Raw genomic sequence first — 5050 nt, 5'->3', positions numbered from 1 at the left:
CCGGTCAGGCGATGCCGATAAACTCGAAATTCATCTTGGATTGAAACTTCTCTACCCTTTTGAAGATCTCCTTCAGCATGGTTTGTTCGATGTGGGTCAATTTTTTGGGATTGATGTAGTTGTCCGGCTTGGTATCGTCGTCCATTACCGCGGTGATCTGCCGCACAAACCGCAGCTGCATGAGGAAACTGTATGCCTTTTCCAACTCTTCATATTCCTGAGGAGAAATAATTTTCTTGATCCTGAGTTGATCGAGCCGTTCCATTGTGTTGGTTTCATCGATCCTGTTTTTTAGGGCATACACCCGCGCAAAATCAACGATGGGGGTCATGGCGCTTTTAATATCGAAAGCATTGCGATGCCGACCTTTGGATTCAACCACAAAATTGCGAAAAAACCCGAGGGGAGGTTTGAAATTGAGGGCATTTTCGGTCATGTGCCGGAAAAAGCCGGGCCATCCATCAAGCGATGCGAACAGATGCTGTCGCAATTCGGCAATCAGCGAGTCTTCTCCAAACCCGCGTCGGAAATCGAAGAAAATACTGGCCTGAAGGAGGTCCTCGGCTTCGGCGGCATGAATCCAATCGCTGAAGTAGGCCTTCCATCGGCTAAGGGATTGACACCACTTTGGATTCTTGGCCATGACCCCACCCGTACAAAAATCGTAGCCGGCCTGGTTTAGCAATGTGCAGGCGATGTCACCGAACTTTAGAAAATAGCGATCTACGGAATCAGCGTCATCCGGTTGCGGATCCTGGTAAATGATGGCGTTGTCCTGATCGGTTTTCAGGGTCTGTTCCTGCCGGCCTTCGCTGCCCAAAATCATGAACACGAAGGGCACCGGGGGGGGGGGCATCTCATCCAGGGTCATGGACATAAGCTTATTTAAAATCGCGTCGGACACCGTGGTGATAAAGCGGGTCACATTTTTGGCCGTGGCGCCGCTGTGGATAAGGCTGCGAACCAATCTGGGCAATTGCTGATGCTTATCGATAATAATATCCAGGTCGGTCGCCATCTGAATTTCGCGCAGCAGAAACAGCGGGGATTGCCCCTGGTAGGCTAAAATATCCTTGCTGGACAGCATGCCAATAATGTTTTCGTCTGCATCCCTGATGCCCACATGCTGAAAATCCTCCTCCATCATGGTCATCATGGCCTCGAAAACCAGCGCTTTATCCGATATCGTTCGCAGAGGTGCAGACATGATGCTGCCCACCGGTTTATCGATGGGATGTCCACGCGCAATCACCTTGCGGGCAAAATCCCTTTCGGTGACGATGCCCACCTGTTCCGGATCCTTCGAACGTATGAACGCATAGCTGCTCTTCTGGCGCAGCATGGTACCGGCAGCATCCCTTATTGAGTCGCCGGCATCGCAGAAGACTGGATTGCGTGAATAGATCTGGGACAAGGGTTGATTGAAAAACTGAAGGCTGCCCTCTTGAGGGTGCAATGTTTTGGCAATAATCGCTGCATATGACCGGCTGAGCATCCGTTTCCCGAAGGTATCGGAAAAAAAGTCGGAGAATACGCTGTATTTCTCACATAGCTCAAAAAAAACATGGCTGGGCAGCACACAAAAGGTGGAGTCTTCGATCACCTCCAGGGTGCGCACAGCCAACCCGTCATTCAGGAGCATGGAGATACCGCCGAATAGATCACCTTCGGACAGCAAGTCACGCATCTTCTTGGCGCCTTTTTCTTCAAAATACCGCTCCGCGGCACCTTTTTGAAGCATGTACAGGTAGCCAACGCGTGTCTTGCCCTGAACAAAAGGGACGGTTCCTCGCGGGTAGTTAATGCGTGAGAGTGTTTGGGCGGCACGATCGAGCTCATCTTCGGGCAGGAAGGTAAAGGGATCGATGCCGGACAAAAAAAGACGCGCTTGGACGACCCTGGTAATGGCATCTATGGATTCATCAAAGATATTATTACTGAAATTGGCCAAAAAATATTCATAAAAAGCCTTGTTCTTGGTACATATCTCCATGATAACGCTGTCCGGTATGGAGATGGCATGCAAATCGGTGTCCACCTTGGCCGTCCTCAGGGATATGCCGGCGTTCAACATCACCGAGATCCCCCCGAAGACCTCCCCCTGCTTGATGTATCCGCTCAATTCCGGTTCCCCTCGATCATCCTGATAGAGGGAAAGCTGACCTCGCATGATCACCAGCACATTCTCGATGCGGGTCTTTCCCTGCGTGGAAACCGGGTGCCCCCTTTCAAGATGGAGCAGTTCGGCTTTTGCCACAACCCGATCGAGTTCGTCCTTGGTGAGAAATGAGAAATGAGGCATGCTGGAAAGAAATCGAAGAATGCCTGCTTTCATCTGATCATCCTTAATCTGAAGGAAATGAAGGACCGCGCCGAAAATAAAAATGGGCCGATCGACCCCGTTTCTCGCACTCGCGGGCCGTCGGTTGCAAAGATTAAATCATCAACACCAGGCAATGTCAACTTCCCGGTGGAAGCGATATCATTGTATTCAGGGATGTTATACAGTCCGTGAGTTGACAGCGACGAGCCAGGATTAGGCCATTATCAATGGGTACAACAGGCTAAAAGGAGTTTCCTCCAGCACCATCCCAAATCAACAGTTTGATGGTGCTGGAAGGAATGAACGATTGAACAATAAGGATTGGTTTACTATAATTGGGCCATTTTCTGGGCGACGGCCCTGAACGCTTCTGAGACGGGGGAATCCTTGTGCTGCTGCTGATAGGAGACGCCGGCGTCTCCGCATTCCACCATCTTTTGATCAAAGGGGATTTTTCCAAGGAAAGGAATGCCGGCGGCAAGAGCGGTTTTTTCCCCGCCACCGGATCCGAAAAGATCAATAAACGAATCGCAGTGGGGACAGGCGAACCCACTCATGTTCTCGATGAGCCCGAAGATTTCCATCTTGACCGTTTTGCAGAAGTTGATCGATTTTCTGACATCCGCCAAAGAGACTTCCTGGGGAGTGGTAACGATGATGGCCTTGGCATCGGGAATCGTTTGGGCTATGGTGAGTGGTTCATCGCCGGTTCCCGGAGGGGCGTCAATGAGCAGGAAATCGAGGTCGCCCCACTCCACGTCTCCAATAAACTGCTGGATGGCAGAATATTTGACCGGGCCACGCCAGATGATCGCCTCATCTTTGGTTGGTGTCAACGACTCGATGGAGACGGCGCCCAAGTTTTTCGAATAGCGCATGGGATTGAGTTTCCGGTTGGTTCCCAGATCGAGCATTCCGGAAAGTCCAAGCATTCGGGGAACATCGGGGCCGTGAAGATCGACATCCATGATTCCCACCTGACGGCCCATGCTCGCCAGGGTCAGCGAAAGATTCACAGCGGTGCTGGTTTTCCCGACACCACCCTTGCCGCTCATGATAATAAATTTGTGTTTGATACGACCCAGCGCACCCTTGACATCAGTGTCTCTCTTGGCCTGAGTATCGGCCTGCTGATCCGCTGTTCCCATACTGCTTTGAATTTCTACCATCTTTTTTATCTCCAAATCAAGCCAGCGCGCAAGGGCTGCTACCGAGATCGGCACCCGGCGGGTGCCTGCGGAAGGCAGCGCGATCGAAAGTGTCAATATACCGGTTCGACCGGCTACTGGCTCAGGTAACGGTGGAAGTCATCCTGCCCGCACCCGGGGCATCCTTCCGGCCGGCCAGTGCCCAGAGGCTCATCCCACTGACGTTGACATTTCCGGCATGAAAACTGACGTTTCTCTTCAACCATTTTGTAGTTTCCGCCATCGACTTTGATGGCTTTTCCGTTAATCAGCGCATCGGCCACCGTCTGCCTCGCCTTGTGGAGGATTCGACCAAATGTCGCCCGCGAAACCCCCATGCACTGCCCGGAATCTTCGTGGGACAACCCATCCAGGTCCGCAAGTCTGAGCGCTTCCCGTTCATCCACAGTAATGCACACCTCGGCAAGGTCAAGCATGGGGATGCCGCGTGGCTTGAAAAAGCTGATTTTTGGATTGAATGCCACGAGTCGGTCTTTTCTGGGTCTTCCCATGAGGCCTCCATTAAAGCATATGCTCGGTTACAAGCTGTTATTCTTACCGGCTTCCATACTCAAACCATTTTCCCCGGCGACAGGGGAAGAAGATGATACCAACGCTAACCCCGATGCTGCACAAACAAAATGAAAGAAATGGTTAAAGGATGGGTATCAAAATTAATATGGCCAATTTACTGCCATTTTCTGGTAGTCACGAATGGTGGGTTCCAGGAATAGTATCGTTATTCTCATTTTGTTTAATTTTCAGGAAAGCTGGGGCTAAGATGGCAATATATTTTTGGGTCTATTTTCTACCAGGCGGATGTGATCGCCCTGATGGAGCAAGCGATATCAACGGGGACGATTCGGGCCGGCGTTTGAGTCAGGAATTTCCGGCGGTTCCAATTTCGGGTTGACCTGGGTAAAGTACTCACGAGAGTCTTTCACGAAAAGCCAATACGTGCCCACGATCGTACACAACACGACAGTCACACAGAGCATGGTTGAAATTTTATTATGGGGAGTAACGAAAAAATAAAAAAAATCATTGAGAACAATAAAAATATTCCCCACTACCACCAGCGCCCTGGCCCATTTTTTTATCAATACATGCAGAAAACATAAACAAAGGCTGACAATCGCCATTTTCATGATGTCTTTATCCGAACCCGCCACCGGCTCTACGGCCCAAAATAGCGAATAGATAAAGATCGGATGGCAAACCCAGGCCACCGCCAGAATGGCAAAGCTTTTCTTAAAGCTGGCGGGAGATTCGCTGAAACGGGCAAAGTAATCATTCATTTGCGGCTCTGTTTCTCCATCGGGTTAACATCGCTGGGTGACACACATAGTGGATCTTGTTTTGAACCCTCCCCGCGGCAAGCCGCGGGGAGGGTTCACCGTAGGGATATATATCGATTTCCAGTTCGCTCACTAACCCCGCCGCCCCGATGAGCGGGATCTTTGCTTCGCGCCGAGAAGCGACGGGGAACGCGCTCGCTATCGCGGCTCAATCGTCGGGTGAACTCACCGTGAGCGTCTGG

Annotated in this window: 4 protein-coding genes; all 4 read right to left on the bottom strand. The window is 51.0% G+C overall.

Annotation, left to right across the window (positions count from 1 at the left end; translation table 11 throughout):
• Positions 1-4: 4 nt before the first annotated feature.
• Positions 5-2335, bottom strand: a complete 2331-nt coding sequence (locus tag QNK41_RS07100; protein ID WP_319255180.1) for a DUF294 nucleotidyltransferase-like domain-containing protein — start codon at positions 2333-2335, stop codon at positions 5-7.
• 317 nt (positions 2336-2652) lie between these two features.
• On the bottom strand, positions 2653-3492 hold the full coding sequence (locus QNK41_RS07095; RefSeq protein ID WP_319255178.1) for an Mrp/NBP35 family ATP-binding protein: 840 nt from the start codon (positions 3490-3492) through the stop codon (positions 2653-2655).
• 113 nt (positions 3493-3605) lie between these two features.
• Positions 3606-4022 carry a DUF134 domain-containing protein gene (locus QNK41_RS07090; protein WP_319255177.1) on the bottom strand — a complete coding sequence of 139 codons (417 nt, stop codon included), beginning with the start codon at positions 4020-4022 and terminating at the stop codon, positions 3606-3608.
• Positions 4023-4358: 336 nt separating this feature from the next.
• Complete coding sequence (locus QNK41_RS07085) at positions 4359-4808, bottom strand: hypothetical protein (protein WP_319255175.1); 450 nt, start codon at positions 4806-4808, stop codon at positions 4359-4361.
• Positions 4809-5050: the final 242 nt, after the last annotated feature.

The sequence above is a fragment of the Desulfosarcina sp. genome (genome assembly GCF_033791525.1).
Taxonomy (GTDB): Bacteria; Desulfobacterota; Desulfobacteria; order Desulfobacterales; family Desulfosarcinaceae; genus Desulfosarcina.
Note: the sequence above shows the minus strand (reverse complement) of the source record. Positions and strands in the feature narration are given on the sequence as shown.